This window comes from Mycobacterium sp. IS-1264 (assembly GCF_001954195.1).
Lineage (GTDB): Bacteria > Actinomycetota > Actinomycetes > Mycobacteriales > Mycobacteriaceae > Mycobacterium.
The window spans coordinates 120,247-135,173 of sequence record NZ_MBES01000068.1 but is presented as its reverse complement, the minus strand read 5'-3'; the positions used below and the strand labels follow the sequence as shown (position 1 = coordinate 135,173).

Genomic DNA, 14,927 nt, shown 5'->3' with positions numbered 1-14,927 from the left:
ATGTTCACCGGAATTGTCGAGGAACTCGGAGAGGTGACCAGCCGAGACGTCCTCGCCGATGCCGCGCGCCTGACCATTCGCGGACCCCTCGTCACCGCCGACGCCGGCCACGGCGATTCCATCGCCGTCAACGGCGTGTGCCTGACGGTCGCCGAATTGCTGGGCGATGGGCAATTCACCGCCGACGTGATGGCCGAGACCCTGAACCGGTCCAATCTGGGGGCGTTGGAGGTCGGCAGCCGGGTGAACCTGGAGCGCGCCGCGGCGGTGAACAGCCGGCTCGGCGGTCACATCGTCCAGGGCCACGTCGACGGCACCGGTCAGGTGGTCTCCCGGTCACCCTCGGAGAACTGGGAGGTGGTCCGGATCGAGGTCCCCGAGGCGGTGGCTCGCTATGTCGTCGAGAAGGGGTCGATCACCGTCGACGGCATTTCGCTGACGGTGTCAGGGCTCGGCGCCGCGCCGCGGGACTGGTTCGAGGTCTCGCTGATCCCGACGACCCGCGAGCTGACCACCCTGGGTCGCGCCCCGGTCGGCACGCGGGTGAACCTCGAAGCGGACGTCATCGCCAAATACGTCGAGCGGTTGATGAGCCGCGCTTCTCCCTAGCACCAGGCGCGCTCTTGACCGCAGCGCCTGTGTGGCGGCTGCGGTCAAGGCTTTATCGGTTGCTTATCGCTGGTTTACAGCCGGACGAAGGCGGGCCCGTTCCAGAATCCCCAGTCGTCTATGTCGGGATTCCACACGACCCGGGCCCAGGGCGCCCACGGCGGGGGCGGCGGCATCGGCCGCGCCCACGGCGGGGGAGCACCGTAACCGACCGGGCCGAAGTTGTCGTCCCAGTCACGGCAGTTATTCCAGTTCTGGTACGGGCCCCAGCCGTTGTCCCACTGGTCGCCAGGGCACCAGTGATGGTGATACATAGGAGCGGACGGAGGCACCGCCTGGGCAACGCCCGAGGTCACTCCGAGAGTGGACAACGCCACGCCACCGGCTGCGAGGGCGCCAGTACACAGGCGACGCCACGATTTGGTTTGCGTGTTGATAGTCATGACACTGCGATTCCCGACCGGAAGGGGCCCGAAACCGATTCCGGTATCTCGGCTCGATCTCACATCTGGCACTTAACTACGACTTACGGGGGACTTACGTCGCGCGCCCCGTGGTGACCACCTGGCTACCACGTCTTGCCTGGTCAGCGCGCATGGCGGCGAGCCCGGCGGGGCCCCTGATTTTGACGGAGGCGTCACTGTCAGGAGTTGCCCGGAGTCACCGGACGAGTGAACCCATCCCGCTGAAAAGCCGTGGCAATAACTGTGGGGCGGCGGTGGTTCATACTGAATGCAACGCCGGGCTCCTCATCTGGGCCCTGATGACAGCAAGGTAGCCAAGATGACGAGGTTGGACTCCGTCGAGAGGGCGGTTGCCGACATCGCGGCCGGTAAGGCCGTCATCGTCATCGACGACGAGGAGCGCGAGAACGAGGGCGACCTGATCTTCGCCGCCGAAAAGGCGACGCCGGAGATGGTGGCCTTCATGGTCCGCTACACCTCGGGCTATCTGTGTGTGCCGCTGGACGGCGCGATCTGCGACCGGCTCGGCCTGCTGCCGATGTATGCGGTGAACCAGGACAAGCACGGCACCGCCTACACCGTCACCGTCGACGCAAGAAAGGGTGTGGGCACCGGAATCTCGGCGTCCGACCGGGCCACCACGATGCGGCTACTGGCCGATCCCACCAGCCTGGCTGAAGATTTCACCCGCCCCGGTCACGTAGTTCCGTTGCGCGCCAAGGACGGCGGTGTGCTGCGCCGTCCCGGCCACACCGAGGCCGCGGTCGATCTGGCCCGCATGGCGGGCCTGCAACCCGCGGGCGCCATCTGCGAGATTGTCAGCCAGAAGGACGAAGGCGCGATGGCCCAGACCGACGAATTGCGGGTCTTCGCCGACGAGCACGACCTCGCGTTGATCACCATCGCCGACCTGATCGAGTGGCGGCGCAAGCACGAGAAGCACATCGAGCGGATCGCCGAAGCGCGAATCCCGACCCGCCATGGCGAGTTTCGCGCGATCGGATACGCCAGCATCTACGAGGACGTCGAACACGTCGCACTGGTCCGTGGCGATATCGCCGGGCCGAGCGGCGAGGGCGACGACGTGTTGGTGCGCGTGCACTCCGAATGCCTGACCGGTGACGTTTTCGGGTCACGCCGCTGCGACTGCGGGCCTCAGCTCGACGCGGCCATGGCGATGGTCGCGCGCGAGGGCCGCGGCGTCGTGCTCTACATGCGCGGCCACGAGGGTCGCGGGATCGGCCTGATGCACAAGCTGCAGGCCTACCAGTTGCAGGACGCCGGCGAGGACACCGTCGACGCCAACCTGAAGCTTGGATTACCGGCCGACGCAAGGGATTACGGCATCGGCGCGCAGATTCTCGTCGACTTGGGAGTCCGCTCGATGCGGTTGCTGACCAACAACCCGGCCAAGCGGGTGGGCCTGGATGGCTATGGCCTGCACATCATCGAGCGGGTGCCGCTTCCGGTGCGGGCCAACGCGGAGAACATCCGCTACCTGCTGACCAAGCGCGACAAGATGGGCCACGACCTGGCCGGCCTGGACGACTTCCACGAATCCGTCCATCTGCCAGGCGAATTCGGCGGTGCTTTGTGAGCGGTGGCGCCGGTGTGCCGGAGATTCCGGCGCTCGACGCGGCAGGCGTGCGCCTTGGGATCGTTGCGAGCACCTGGCACCGGGAAATCTGCGACGCGCTATTGGCCGGCGCGCTGAAAGTGGCGGCCGATTCGGGTGTCGGCAACCCGACGGTGGTCCGCGTGCTCGGCGCCATCGAGATTCCCGTCATTGCGCAGGAACTCGCCCGTAGCCATGACGCCGTCGTCGCTCTCGGTGTCGTGATCCGGGGCCAGACACCGCATTTCGACTATGTCTGCGATGCGGTGACCCAGGGCCTGACGCGGGTCTCGCTGGACGCTTCCACGCCCGTCGGCAACGGCGTGCTCACCACCAACAACGAGGAACAGGCGCGGGACCGGGCCGGCCTGCCGGAATCGGCCGAGGACAAGGGGGCCCAGGCGACCGGCGCGGCCCTGGCCGCCGCGCTCACCCTGCGTGACCTGCGCGCTGGGTCGTGACTCCGCCGAACAGCGACGCCTGGGATGTCGAGCTGCGGCCCCACCGGACACCGTTATTCGCTTACATCGCAGCGTTTCTGATCGCGGCCGTGCATATCGCGGTCGGCTTGCTGCTCAAGATGAAGTCCAGCGGGGTGATCTTCCAGACCTCCGACCAGGTGGCGATCGCCGTACTGGGCCTCATCATCGCGGGCGGCATACTCTTGTTTGCGCGGCCCCGGCTGCGGGTGGGACCGCCGGGCATTTCGGTGCGAAACCTGTTCGGCTACAGGCTGATTCCGTGGTCCGACGTGGTCGGTGTGTCGTTTCCCGCCGGCCACCGCTGGGCGCGAGTCGATTTGCCCGACGACGAGTACATCCCGGTGATGGCGATCCAGGCCGCGGACAAGGACCGCGCGGTGGAGGCCATGGACACCGTGCGGTCGCTGCTGGCGCGATATCGCCCGGCCGCCGGCTGAGCGCTGTACCATCGCCCGATGGCACGTCACGTGCGGGCGGCTGCCGCGCTAGTCATCGCCGCGGTGCTGGTGAGCGGTTGCGCGGCGTCGGTGGCGGGTAGAGCGGTGCGGGCTCCCGGCGAGCCGGGGGTCCCCGCGAATTCGCACCGCGCGACGTCCGCACACGAGTTCCTTCTGCCGGACGGGGATGCCACTCCGCTCGGACCGGCGGCCGCGATGGCCGTGGGCGCCAGCTACTTCACCGGCGCTCGGCCGCCGGAATGCACCGCGGCAATGTTGTTCAGGGGTTCGCCGCTGCGGCCCGGCGGATCATCAGACCACGCCGAATCGGCATACCGAGTCAGCGGTCAGGCGCTTTACGCCGAATCGGTCGACACCTATGACCGCTCCTTGAAGATCCGTGACGTCATCTCGAAAGGCTTTGGCGCCGTGTCGAAATGTCACGGCGAGGCCATCGGTGTGTCCCCCAGCGGCGCGTTTCGGCCGATGCGACTCAGCTTCTTCGGCACTACCGACGATGGCGTCCTGGTGTGGACCATGACCCGTCCGGACTGGACTTGTGACTATGGGCTCGCGGCGTTGTCGCGGGTCGTTTTGATGATGTCGGCCTGCGACGTCAAGCCGGGATTCCCGATGAGGGACTGGGCGTCGAAACGTCGTGCGCAGATCGACCGCCGCACCACCTGAGGTTGTCGTCGGGGCCTGCTACACTCGAACACATGTTCGAATACCTCGAGGCTTCGCGGGCGACGCCCGAGTCGGCGGCGCTGCTCGATCGGGTGCGCGAGGCGGGGCGCGCTGAGGCGCGGGCGGCCGGGGAGCGGCTGATGGCCGTGGGCGATTTGTTGGTGCTGCGCTGTCGCGCGACCGGAGAGCACGCCGACTGGGCCACCGATACCTGGGAGGCGGTGGCCGCGCAGGTGGCCGCGGCGCTGCGGTGCAGTGTGGCGATGGGTCATAGCTACCTGCGCTATGCGATGGCGCTGCGCGAGCGCCTGCCGCGAGTGGGCGAGCTGTTCTCCGCCGGGGAGATTGATTATCGGGCGTTCCAGACGATCGTGTTTCGCACCGACTTGATCACCGACGACAGGGTGCTGGCGATGGTGGATGCGCGGGTGGCGGCGCTGCTGGTGCGCCGCCCGTCGCTGACCCGCGGGGGATTGGCCGCCGCGGTGGATCAGGTGGTTGCCAGGGTGGATTGCGACGCGCTGCGCCGGGCGGTCAAGGCCGCCGAGGAGCGTCATGTCGATGTGCGGCCCAACGAGTCGGGGATGGCGTGGGTGGAAGCCAGCGTGTTCGCCACCACCGGCCAGGCGCTGGATCGGCGCCTGGATGAGTTGGCGGCCACGGTGTGTGAGGGTGATCCGCGCACCAAGGCCCAGCGGCGCGCCGATGCGCTGGAGGCGCTGGCGGCCGGGGCGGAGACGTTGGTGTGCGGCTGCGGGACCGGTTGCCGCCCGGGGCCGCAGCGCAGCAACGTCGTGATCCACGTGATCGCCGAGCAGGCCACCGTCGAGGGCCGCGGGACCACGCCCGGTGTGCTGCTGGGTGGTGAGGGGCTGATCCCGGCCGAGCTGATCACCGAGCTGGCCGCCTCCACCAAGCTGCGGCCGCTGATCGCTCCGGAGGGTGCCGAGCCGCAGTACACGCCGTCGGCCAAGCTGGCCGAGTTCGTCCGGTGCCGGGACCTGACGTGTCGGGCCCCGGGTTGTGATCGGCCGGCCACGCAATGCGATATCGACCACACCGTGCCCTACGCCGAGGGTGGGGCCACGCATCCGTCGAACCTGAAATGTGTGTGCCGGCTTCATCATTTGCTCAAAACGTTCTGGGGTTGGCGTGACCAACAACTGCCCGACGGCACGCTGATCTGGACGCTGCCCGACGGGGACACCTACGTCACCACCCCCGCCAGCGCCTTGCTATTCCCATCGCTGTGCGCACCCACCGGCGAGCCGCCCGCGCCCGAGGCGCCACCGGACATCCGCTGCGGGGAGCGCAGCGCGATGATGCCGAGGCGGCGCACCACCCGCGCCCAAAACCGGGCAGCGCGCATCAACACCGAACGCCACCACAACCGCGCGGCGCGGCTGGCCACCCAAACGGCACCCACCGGCCCCGCCCCACCCGCCGATCCCGACGAGCCGCCGCCCTTCTAGCGGCTACTAGCCTGGGTACGTGCCAGATCCCGCGACGTATCGCCCCGCGCCCGGGTCCATCCCGGTAGAGCCCGGCGTCTACCGATTCCGGGACCCGCACGGGCGAGTCATCTACGTCGGCAAGGCCAAGAGCCTGCGCAGCCGGCTGACGTCATACTTCGCCGACGTCGCCGGCTTGCACCCGCGCACCCGGCAGATGGTGACCACCGCGGCCAAGGTCGAGTGGACGGTGGTCAACACCGAAGTCGAGGCGCTGCAGCTGGAATACAACTGGATCAAGGAATTCGATCCGCGGTTCAACGTTCGCTACCGCGACGACAAGTCCTATCCGGTCCTGGCCGTCACCCTCAACGAGGAGTTTCCCCGGCTGATGGTTTATCGCGGCCCGCGGCGCAAGGGCGTGCGCTATTTCGGGCCGTACTCCCACGCATGGGCGATCCGGGAAACGCTGGACCTGCTCACCCGGGTGTTCCCGGCGCGAACATGCTCGGCCGGAGTATTCAAGCGGCACAAGCAGATCGACCGTCCGTGCCTGCTCGGCTACATCGACAAATGCTCGGCGCCGTGCGTCGGCAGGGTCAGCGCCGAACAGCATCGCCAAATCGTCGTGGACTTCTGCGATTTCCTGTCCGGCAAGACCGACCGTTTTGCCCGCGAGCTGGAGCAGCAGATGAACGCCGCGGCGGATCAACTCGATTTCGAACGGGCCGCGCGGCTTCGCGACGACCTGTCCGCGCTGAAGCGGGCGATGGAGAAGCAGGCCGTGGTGCTTGGCGACGGCACCGACGCCGACGTGGTCGCCTTCGCCGACGACGAACTCGAAGCGGCCGTGCAGGTGTTCCACGTCCGCGGCGGGCGGGTTCGCGGTCAGCGCGGCTGGATCGTCGAAAAGTCCGGGGACCCGGGCGAATCCGGCGAGGAGCGGTTGGTCGAACAATTTCTCACCCAGTTCTACGGCGAACAGGCCGAGCTGGACGGCGCCGCCGACGAATCCACCAACCCGGTTCCCCGCGAGGTGCTGGTGCCCTGCCTACCGTCGAACGCCGACGAGTTGGCCAGCTGGCTGTCCGGCCTGCGCGGTTCGCGCGTCACCCTAAGGGTGCCGCGCCGGGGGGATAAGCGCGCCCTGGCCGAAACCGTGCAGCGCAACGCGAAAGAGGCGCTGCAGCAACATAAGTTGAAGCGGGCCGGTGACTTCAACGCCAGATCCGCTGCGCTGCAGAATATTCAGGACGCCCTGGGCTTGGCCGACGCGCCGCTGCGGATCGAATGTATCGACATCAGCCACGTGCAGGGCACCGACGTGGTGGGCTCGTTGGTGGTGTTCGAGGACGGCATGCCGCGCAAATCCGACTATCGGCACTTCGGGATCCGGGAAGCCGCGGGGCAGGGACGCTCCGACGACGTCGCCTCCATCGCCGAGGTCACCCGGCGCCGGTTCGCGCGCCACCTGAGCGAGCAGAACGACCCGAATATGCTTTCGCCGGAAGGAAAATCGCGCCGGTTCGCCTACCCGCCCAACCTCTACGTCGTCGACGGCGGCGCCCCCCAGGTCAACGCGGCCAGCGCCGTGCTCGACGAGCTCGGCATCACCGACGTGGCGGTGATCGGCCTGGCCAAGAGGCTGGAAGAGGTGTGGGTGCCGTCCGAGCCGGATCCCGTCATCATGCCGCGCAACAGCGAGGGACTCTATTTGCTGCAGCGCGTGCGTGACGAGGCGCACCGGTTCGCCATCGCCTACCATCGCAGCAAGCGATCCAAGCGAATGACCGCCTCAGCGCTCGATTCGGTGCCAGGATTGGGAGAACATCGCCGTAAGGCACTGGTAACGCATTTCGGCTCGCTAGCCCGCCTCAAGGAGGCCACCGTCGACCAGATCACCGCCGTCCCGGGTATCGGCGTGGCGACCGCCACGGCCGTTCTCGAAGCGCTGCGACCCCAGGATTGACCGATGACGAACGCTCCAGGCATCGACGTCGTCCTGGTGACCGGGTTGTCCGGGGCCGGACGCGGCACCGCGGCGAAGGTGCTCGAGGACCTCGGCTGGTACGTCGCCGACAACCTGCCGCCCGAGTTGATCACCCGGATGGTGGACTTCGGGCTGGCCGCCGGGTCGCGGATCACCCAGCTCGCGGTGGTGATGGACGTTCGATCACGGGGATTCACCGGCGATTTGGACTCGGTGCGCACCGAACTGGCCACCCGCAACATCACCCCGCGCGTGGTGTTCATGGAGGCGTCCGACGACATGCTGGTCCGCCGCTACGAACAGAACCGCCGCAGCCATCCCTTGCAGGGCGAGCAGACCTTGGCCGAGGGTATCGCCGCCGAGCGCGCGATGTTGGCCCCGGTTCGCGCCACCGCCGACCTGATCATCGACACGTCGACATTGTCAGTGCGGGGCCTGAGGGAAAACATCGAGCGGGCCTTCGGTTCCGACGGCGCCGCGACCACCAGCGTCACCGTGGAGTCGTTCGGCTTCAAGTACGGCCTGCCGATGGATGCCGACATGGTCATGGACGTGCGATTCCTGCCCAACCCACACTGGGTCGACGAGCTGCGCCCGCTCACCGGCCAAGACCCGGCGGTGCGCGATTACGTGTTGAGCCAACCCGGCGCCGCCGAGTTTCTCGACGCCTACCATCGATTGCTATCTCTGGTCGTCGGCGGCTACCGCCGGGAGGGCAAGCGATACATGACGGTCGCCATTGGCTGCACCGGCGGTAAGCATCGCAGCGTCGCGATCGCCGAGGCCTTGATGCAGCTGCTGGGCGGCAATGCGCAGCTGTCGGTGCGGGTGCTGCACCGGGATCTGGGCCGCGAATGAGCTCACCGAATAGCGAGGGCATCGTTGCCCTCGGGGGCGGACACGGCTTGCATGCGACGCTGTCCGCGGCCCGCCGGCTGACCCCCTACGTCACCGCCGTGGTCACGGTTGCCGACGATGGTGGCTCGTCCGGCCGGTTGCGCAGCGAACTGGGTGTCATCCCGCCGGGCGATTTGCGAATGGCGTTGGCGGCGTTGGCATCCGACAGCCCGTATGGGCGACTGTGGGCGACCATCCTGCAGCACCGATTCGGCGGCAGCGGCGCGTTGGCGGGGCATCCGATCGGCAACCTGATGCTGGCCGGGCTCAACGAGGTGCTGGCCGATCCGGTCGCCGCACTCGACGAGCTCGGGCGCATCCTCGGGGTCAAGGGCAGGGTGTTGCCGATGTGCCCGATCGCGCTGGAGATCGAGGCCGACGTCTCTGGCCTGGAGTCCGACCCGCGGATGTTCCGGCTGATCCGCGGCCAGGTGGCGATCGCCACCACACCCGGCAAGGTGCGCCGCGTGCGGCTGCTTCCCGCCGACCCGCCGGCGACCCGGCAGGCGGTGGACGCCATCATGTCCGCCGACCTGGTGGTGCTGGGCCCCGGTTCCTGGTTCACCAGCGTGATCCCGCACGTGCTGGTGCCGGACCTGGCCGCCGCGCTGCGCAGGACCAGCGCGCGGCGTGCCCTGGTGCTCAACCTGGTCGCGGAGCCTGGGGAGACGGCCGGATTCTCGGTGGAGCGGCATCTGCACGTGCTCGCCCAGCATGCGCCCGGGTTCACCGTCCACGACATCATCATCGACGCCGAGCGGGTGCCGAGTGAGCGGGAACGCGAGCAGCTGCGCCGCACCGCGACGCTGCTGCAGGCCGAGGTCCACTTCGCCGACGTGGCCACACCTGGTAGACCTTTACATGACCCGGGCAAGCTCGCGGCGGCCCTGGACGGGGTCCGAGGGGGCCCCAGGGCCCCGGGAGTGCCTTCGTCGAGAACCACCGCGGAGATTCGGGTCGAGAGCGATACGAGGGGTGACGACGCGTGGCGATGACGACCGAAGTCAAGGACGAGCTGAGCCGCCTGGTCGTGAAATCGGTCAGCGCGCGTCGGGCGGAAGTCACCTCCCTGTTGCGGTTCGCCGGTGGGTTGCACATCGTTGGCGGGCGAGTCCTGGTCGAGGCCGAGGTGGATCTGGGCAACATCGCGCGGCGGCTGCGCAAGGACATCTTCGATCTTTACGGCTACAACGCCGTCGTACATGTGTTGTCGGCCAGCGGAATTCGCAAGAGCACGCGGTACGTGCTCCGGGTGGCCAACGACGGTGAGGCGCTCGCACGCCAGACGGGCCTGCTCGACATGCGGGGTCGTCCGGTGCGGGGTCTGCCCGCACAGGTGGTCGGCGGCAGCATCACCGACGCCGAAGCCGCGTGGCGGGGAGCCTTCCTGGCGCACGGCTCGTTGACCGAGCCCGGACGCTCGTCGGCGCTGGAGGTCAGCTGCCCCGGCCCGGAGGCCGCGCTGGCTTTGGTGGGCGCCGCCCGCCGGCTGGGCGTCAGCGCGAAGGCGCGCGAGGTGCGTGGCGCCGATCGGGTGGTGGTGCGCGACGGCGAGGCCATCGGCGCGCTGCTGACGCGGATGGGCGCCCAGGACACCCGGTTGATCTGGGAGGAGCGCAGGATGCGTCGCGAGGTGCGCGCGACGGCCAACCGCCTCGCCAACTTCGACGACGCCAACCTGCGCCGCTCGGCGCGGGCCGCGGTCGCGGCGGCGGCGCGGGTGGAGCGGGCACTGGAGATACTCGGCGACAGCGTCCCCGACCATCTGGCGTCGGCCGGCAAGCTGCGTGTCGAGCATCGGCAGGCTTCCCTCGAGGAGCTCGGCCGCCTGGCCGACCCTCCGATGACGAAAGACGCTGTGGCGGGCCGTATTCGGCGATTGCTCTCGATGGCCGACCGCAAGGCGAAGGTCGACGGCATCCCCGACACCGAGTCGGCGGTAACGCCAGACCTTTTGGAAGATGCCTAGCTAACCAGCGGATTGCTGGGCGCAAGGGGTGGGGGAGGGCTACGGTCATCGCATGAAGCGGCTATCGAGTGTTGATGCGGCGTTCTGGTCGGCCGAAACGTCGGGCTGGCATATGCATGTGGGCGCGCTGGCGATCTGCGATCCCAGCGATGCGCCGGACTACAGTTTTCAGCGCCTCCGCGAACTGCTCATCGAGCGGCTGCCCGAGATCCCGCAGTTGCGCTGGCGGGTCACCGGCGCGCCCCTCGGGTTGGACCGGCCCTGGTTCGTCGAGGATTCCGAACTCGACATCGACTTCCACGTGCGCCGGATCGGTGTGCCCGCTCCGGGGAGTCGGCGCGAGCTCGAGGAGCTGGTGGGCCGGCTGATGTCCTACAAGCTGGACCGCTCCCGGCCGCTGTGGGAACTGTGGGTCATCGAGGGTGTCGAAGGCGGCCGGATCGCCACGCTGACCAAGATGCACCACGCCATCGTCGACGGGGTGTCGGGTGCCGGGTTGGGTGAAATCCTTCTGGACGTCACGCCGGAACCCCGTCCGCCGCAACAGGAGACGGTCGGATCGCTGGTGGGCTTCCAGCTTCCCGGGCTGGAGCGGCGCGCGGTGGGTGCGCTCATCAACGTCGGCGTCAAGACGCCCTTCCGCATCGCCCGGCTGGTCGAGCAGACGGTGCGCCAGCAGGTCGCCGCGTTGGGTATCGCCAGCCGGCCGCCGCGCTACTTCGAGGCGCCCAAGACCCGGTTCAACGCGCCGGTGTCGCCGCACCGGCGGGTCACCGGCTGCCGCGTCGAGCTGGCCCGGGCCAAGGCCGTCAAGGACGCGTACGACGTCAAGCTCAACGATGTCGTGCTGGCCATGGTCGCCGGCGCCGCACGCGAATATTTGCAGAAACGTGGTGAGCTGCCCACCAAACCGCTGATCGCGCAGATCCCCGTCTCGACTCGAACCGACGAGAACAAGGACGAGATCGGCAACAAGATCAGCTCGATGACCGCATCCCTGGCCACCGACATCGACGACCCGGGCGAGCGGCTGCGCGCCATCCACGAAAGCACGCAAAGCGCCAAGGGGATGGCCAAGGCGCTGTCGGCGCATCAGATCATGGGGCTGACCGAGACCACCCCGCCGGGGCTGCTGCACCTGGCCGCGCGTGCCTACACGGCCACCGGCCTGTCGCGAAACCTGGCTCCGCTCAACCTGGTTGTGTCCAATGTCCCCGGGCCGCCGTTCCCGTTGTACATGGCGGGGGCCAAGCTCGACTCGCTGGTTCCGCTCGGCCCGCCGGTCATGGACATCGCCCTGAACGTCACCTGCTTCTCCTACACCGACTACCTGGACTTCGGCTTCGTGACCACGCCCGAGGTGGCCAACGACATCGACGATATGGCCGACGCGATCGAGCCGGCGCTGACCGAACTCGAGAAAGCGGCGGCGCTGGCTTAGTCGCGGCCCGGATAGGCGGTCGCGTACACCCAGGACAGAAACCGGGCCACCGCCTCGGCGGCTTGATGCGCCCGCGGCGAGCCGAAGATGTCGAAACCGTGTTGGGCGCCGGGCAATTCGGCGTAGGCCACCGGCGACTTCGACACCCCGCGCAGTTCCTCGGCGAATTCGCGTGCCTCGCCGACCGGAATGAGGGAGTCGTCGGCGCCGTGCAAGACGAAGAACGGCGGCGCGTCGGCCCGCAGCCGCCGGATCGGCGACGCGTCGACGTAGATATCGCGGTGGTCGGCGAATTTTCGCTTCACTACGAACTTTTCGAGCAATCGGACGAATTCGGGACGGCCCTCGCCCTCGGTGGAGAACCAGTCGTAGCGCCCGTACACCGGGACCGCGGCAACCACCGACGTGTCGGCGTCTTCGAAGCCCGGCTGGAATTTGGGGTCATTGGGCGTCAGCGCCGCGAGCGCGGCCAGGTGACCGCCGGCGGAGCCGCCGGTGATGGCGACGAAGTCGGGATCACCGCCGTATCGCGCGATGTTCTCCTTGACCCAGGCCAGCGCCCGCTTGACGTCGACGATGTGGTCGGGCCAGGTGTGCATCGGGGAAACCCGGTAGCCGACCGACACGCACACCCAGCCGCGGGCCGCCAGGTGGCTCATCAGGGGATAGGCCTGGGGACGGCGCATTCCGATCACCCAGGCGCCGCCGGGCACCTGCACCAGCACCGGCGCCTTGCCGTCGCGGGGCAGGTCGCGACGGCGCCAGATGTCGGCGAGGTTCGCCCGGCCGTGCGGCCCATAGGACACGACGTTCGTCTTCTCGACGTAGCGCCGCCGGGCCACGGTGTTGCCCAGCGGCAGGTTGCGCCGTCCGCGGCGCTTGGGCTCGGTCTGCGGGAGTTCGGCCAGCGCCTCGGCGTAGTCGGCTCCCAGTTGCTCGCGCAGCCCGGCCTCCAGCACCGGGCCCGGGGTGGTGACGCCGCGCCAGCGGATCACCCCCAGGATCGCCCAGGACGCGGCGGTCAGGGCCAGCGCCGCCTTCCCCCGCCGCCCGGCGAAGTCGCCGCGGCGGCCGCGGCGCAGCGCGTCGAGTAGCGACGCGGTGAAGTACACGCCCGGCACCTCCGACGTGGGCCAGCCGAACCAGAACACCGCGACGGTGGGGTAGCCCTTGCGGGCGAGCGGGCGTAATCCGTTGGCGGCGTTGATGAATTCGATGGCGGCGCGGGCCAGTGGCCGCGGCTTCTTCAGCATCGACCGCATCAGCCGCTGACCCGCGATTGCAATTCGGCCCGCAGGATCTTGCCCGTGCTGCCGCGGGGGAGCTCGTCGAGGACCGATATTTCGCGGGGCACCTTGTAGTTGGCCAGGTTCTCCCGCACGTGTTGCTTGAGCGTGTCCGCGGTGGCCTGCGCGCCCGGGCTCAGCACCACGAACGCCGCCAGCCGCTGGCCGTACTGCTCGTCGTCGACGCCGATCACCGCGGCCTCCGCCACGTCGGGGTGCGCCGCCAGCGTCTTCTCCACCTCGATCGGGTAGACGTTCTCGCCGCCGGAGACGATCATCTCGTCGTCGCGGCCGACGACGAACAGCCGTCCGGCCTCGTCGAGGTAGCCGACGTCTCCCGACGACATGAACCCGGCGTGGAAATCCTTGGTGGTGCCCGAGGTGTACCCCTCGAACTGGGTGTCGTTGCGGACGTAGATGCTGCCCACCTCGCCGGTGGGCACCTCGTTGAAATCCGGGTCCAGGATCCGGATTTCGGTCCCGCCCGCGGGCCGGCCCGCGGTGTCCGGCGCGGCGCGCAGGTCTTCCGGCGTGGCGGTGGCGATCATGCCGGCCTCGGTGGCGTTGTAGTTGTTGTAAATCACGTCGCCGAACTGGTCCATGAACGCGATCACCACATCCGGGCGCATCCGCGAACCGGATGCCGCCGCGAACCGTAATGACTTGCAGCTGTACCGGTTTCGTACCTCGTCGGGCAGGTCCATGATGCGGTCGAACATCACCGGGACCACCGCGAGGCCGGTCGCCCGGTGCCGGTCGATGAGATCCAGCGTGGCCTCCGGGTCGAATTTGCGCCGGGTGATCACGGTGCAGGCCATCGATGCGGCGAACACCAGCTGGGAAAAACCCCACGCGTGAAACATCGGCGCGACGATCACGATCGGCTCCTCGGCCCGCCACGGCGTGCGGTCCAGGATCGCCTTGAGCGTGCCGATCCCGGCGTTGCCGCCAGTCTGGTTGGCGCCCTTGGGTGTTCCGGTGGTTCCGGAGGTGAGCAAGATCATCCTGCCCTTGCGGCCGGTGCGCTCGGGCCGCTGCCCGGCGTGATCGGCGACGAGCTTCCCTAGTTTTATCAAGGCCGACTCGTGCTGGCCGTCGGTCCAGGCCAGGATCCGGGTGGCGTCCGGCTTGTCGGCCAGCGCGCGGTCCACCGTCTCGGTGAACTCCTCGTCGTAGATGACGGTGTCGACCCCTTCGCGGTTGACGACGTCGGCCAGCGCCGGCCCGGCGAACGACGTGTTGAGTAGCAGGATGTCGGAGCCGATCCGATTGCCGGCCACCAGCGATTCCACGAAGCCCCGGTGATTGCGGCACATGATCCCGATGACCCTGCCGCCGGGCAGCTTCTGCAGCGCCGCGGCCAGCGCGTCGATGTTTTCGTCGAGCTCGCGCCACGTCAGCGTGCCCAGCTCGTCGACCAGCCCGGGACGGTCCGGGCAGCGCTGCGCGGCGCTGGCGAAACCCACGGTGATGCCCAGGCCCTCGCGACGCATCGCGGCGGCGATCTTCAGGTAGCGGTCGGGCCGCATCGGCGCGATCATTCCGGCGCGCCTCAGTGTGGTGATGATGCCGAGGGCCTGGTTGAGACGAGATGCCATG

Annotated in this window: 14 protein-coding genes; 11 read left to right on the top strand and 3 right to left on the bottom strand. The window is 68.5% G+C overall.

The features are described from left to right. Positions 1 to 609 (top strand): riboflavin synthase, encoded by a 609-nt coding sequence (locus A5744_RS17105; RefSeq protein WP_076062992.1) that lies wholly within the window; start codon positions 1 to 3, stop codon positions 607 to 609. A 74-nt stretch (positions 610 to 683) separates the two neighbouring features. Here A5744_RS17105 and A5744_RS17100 read toward each other — a convergent pair whose 3' ends face one another. Continuing rightward, positions 684 to 965, bottom strand: a complete 282-nt coding sequence (locus A5744_RS17100) for a hypothetical protein (RefSeq protein WP_240563073.1) — start codon at positions 963 to 965, stop codon at positions 684 to 686. 427 nt (positions 966 to 1,392) lie between these two features. Here A5744_RS17100 and A5744_RS17095 point away from each other — a divergent pair, with 427 nt between their 5' ends. The 10 genes from A5744_RS17095 to A5744_RS17050 are packed head-to-tail and all read left to right on the top strand — an operon-like array spanning position 1,393 to position 12,042. Then, a complete protein-coding gene (locus A5744_RS17095; protein ID WP_076062989.1) occupies positions 1,393 to 2,670 on the top strand; it encodes a bifunctional 3,4-dihydroxy-2-butanone-4-phosphate synthase/GTP cyclohydrolase II in 1,278 nt (425 codons plus the stop codon). Continuing rightward, positions 2,667 to 3,149 carry a 6,7-dimethyl-8-ribityllumazine synthase gene (gene ribH, locus A5744_RS17090; RefSeq protein ID WP_076062988.1) on the top strand — a complete coding sequence of 161 codons (483 nt, stop codon included), beginning with the start codon at positions 2,667 to 2,669 and terminating at the stop codon, positions 3,147 to 3,149. Before A5744_RS17095 ends, ribH begins: the two co-directional genes overlap by 4 nt. Then, positions 3,146 to 3,607: a PH domain-containing protein gene (locus A5744_RS17085; protein ID WP_076062985.1), complete on the top strand. Its 462-nt coding sequence runs from the start codon at positions 3,146 to 3,148 to the stop codon at positions 3,605 to 3,607. Before ribH ends, A5744_RS17085 begins: the two co-directional genes overlap by 4 nt. Before the next feature lie 18 nt (positions 3,608 to 3,625). Beyond that, positions 3,626 to 4,294: a sensor domain-containing protein gene (locus A5744_RS17080; RefSeq protein ID WP_076062983.1), complete on the top strand. Its 669-nt coding sequence runs from the start codon at positions 3,626 to 3,628 to the stop codon at positions 4,292 to 4,294. A gap of 32 nt (positions 4,295 to 4,326) precedes the next feature. Next, entirely contained in the window at positions 4,327 to 5,766 is a 1,440-nt protein-coding gene (locus A5744_RS17075; RefSeq protein WP_076062981.1) for an HNH endonuclease signature motif containing protein, read from the top strand. Positions 5,767 to 5,785: 19 nt separating this feature from the next. Next, positions 5,786 to 7,714 carry an excinuclease ABC subunit UvrC gene (uvrC, locus tag A5744_RS17070; protein ID WP_076062980.1) on the top strand — a complete coding sequence of 643 codons (1,929 nt, stop codon included), beginning with the start codon at positions 5,786 to 5,788 and terminating at the stop codon, positions 7,712 to 7,714. Positions 7,715 to 7,717: 3 nt separating this feature from the next. Next, positions 7,718 to 8,593, top strand: coding sequence for an RNase adapter RapZ (gene rapZ, locus A5744_RS17065; RefSeq protein ID WP_076062978.1), 876 nt, complete (start codon positions 7,718 to 7,720; stop codon positions 8,591 to 8,593). Further along, entirely contained in the window at positions 8,590 to 9,627 is a 1,038-nt protein-coding gene (locus A5744_RS17060) for a YvcK family protein (protein ID WP_076062976.1), read from the top strand. The genes rapZ and A5744_RS17060 overlap by 4 nt, the downstream gene beginning before the upstream one ends. After that, positions 9,624 to 10,601 carry a DNA-binding protein WhiA gene (gene whiA / locus A5744_RS17055; protein WP_076063049.1) on the top strand — a complete coding sequence of 326 codons (978 nt, stop codon included), beginning with the start codon at positions 9,624 to 9,626 and terminating at the stop codon, positions 10,599 to 10,601. Before A5744_RS17060 ends, whiA begins: the two co-directional genes overlap by 4 nt. Before the next feature lie 52 nt (positions 10,602 to 10,653). Further along, positions 10,654 to 12,042 (top strand): wax ester/triacylglycerol synthase family O-acyltransferase, encoded by a 1,389-nt coding sequence (locus A5744_RS17050; protein WP_076063048.1) that lies wholly within the window; start codon positions 10,654 to 10,656, stop codon positions 12,040 to 12,042. On the opposite strand, the gene A5744_RS17045 is transcribed toward A5744_RS17050, so the two are convergent. After that, positions 12,039 to 13,304 carry an alpha/beta hydrolase gene (locus A5744_RS17045; protein WP_076062973.1) on the bottom strand — a complete coding sequence of 422 codons (1,266 nt, stop codon included), beginning with the start codon at positions 13,302 to 13,304 and terminating at the stop codon, positions 12,039 to 12,041. The genes A5744_RS17050 and A5744_RS17045 overlap by 4 nt on opposite strands. Further along, the gene (fadD12, locus tag A5744_RS17040) at positions 13,304 to 14,926 is read right to left on the bottom strand and encodes an acyl-CoA ligase FadD12 (RefSeq protein WP_076062972.1); all 1,623 of its coding nucleotides are present in this window, start codon (positions 14,924 to 14,926) and stop codon (positions 13,304 to 13,306) included. Before fadD12 ends, A5744_RS17045 begins: the two co-directional genes overlap by 1 nt. Position 14,927 lies beyond the last annotated feature (1 nt).

Excerpts from the sequence above, each read along its gene's own strand:
- A5744_RS17105 (WP_076062992.1), top strand. The coding sequence starts at position 1 with ATGTTCACCGGAATTGTCGAGGAACTCGGAGAGGTGACCAGCCGAGAC.
- A5744_RS17095 (WP_076062989.1), top strand. The coding sequence starts at position 1,393 with ATGACGAGGTTGGACTCCGTCGAGAGGGCGGTTGCCGACATCGCGGCC.
- A5744_RS17080 (WP_076062983.1), top strand. The coding sequence starts at position 3,626 with ATGGCACGTCACGTGCGGGCGGCTGCCGCGCTAGTCATCGCCGCGGTG.
- A5744_RS17075 (WP_076062981.1), top strand. The coding sequence starts at position 4,327 with ATGTTCGAATACCTCGAGGCTTCGCGGGCGACGCCCGAGTCGGCGGCG.
- rapZ (WP_076062978.1), top strand. The coding sequence starts at position 7,718 with ATGACGAACGCTCCAGGCATCGACGTCGTCCTGGTGACCGGGTTGTCC.
- A5744_RS17060 (WP_076062976.1), top strand. The coding sequence starts at position 8,590 with ATGAGCTCACCGAATAGCGAGGGCATCGTTGCCCTCGGGGGCGGACAC.
- whiA (WP_076063049.1), top strand. The coding sequence starts at position 9,624 with ATGACGACCGAAGTCAAGGACGAGCTGAGCCGCCTGGTCGTGAAATCG.
- A5744_RS17050 (WP_076063048.1), top strand. The coding sequence starts at position 10,654 with ATGAAGCGGCTATCGAGTGTTGATGCGGCGTTCTGGTCGGCCGAAACG.
- A5744_RS17045 (WP_076062973.1), bottom strand. The coding sequence starts at position 13,304 with ATGCGGTCGATGCTGAAGAAGCCGCGGCCACTGGCCCGCGCCGCCATC.
- fadD12 (WP_076062972.1), bottom strand. The coding sequence starts at position 14,926 with ATGGCATCTCGTCTCAACCAGGCCCTCGGCATCATCACCACACTGAGG.